1 protein-coding gene is annotated in these 362 nt (G+C 58.4%); it reads right to left on the reverse strand.

Annotated features, from left to right (window positions below; translation table 11 throughout):
• A partial coding sequence (locus tag A3730_RS09670) for a TRAP transporter small permease (RefSeq protein ID WP_231883912.1) occupies window positions 1–349 on the reverse strand: 349 nt, incomplete at its 3' end.
• Between the last annotated feature and the right edge of the window lie 13 nt (window positions 350–362).

Here is a 362-nt window from a genome sequence, read left to right on the forward strand (position 1 = left end):
TGAACCCCGCAGGCAGTGCCAGGTAGACCAGCCACATGGGCACCTGCAGTGACGCACTCACCCGGCCACGCTCCTGAATATCAAAGACGTACTGACCGGATTTCCAGGCGAAATAAAACATCAGCGTCGCCGTTCCCAGGCAAATCAACATCTGCAGCCCCTTGCGGGCCTTGCCATTGAGCTGTTCATAGATGGCGGACATGCGGATGTGACGGGCGTGGCGGGCCGCGTAGCCCAGCCCCACGAAGGTCAGTACCACGATCAGCATTTTCACCACTTCANAGGTACCGGGAATCCCTTCATCAAACAGGGTCTGCCCCACCACATGGCCACTCATCAACAGGGCCATGGCCAGAATGCAG

Source organism: Alcanivorax sp. HI0044 (assembly GCF_001634945.1).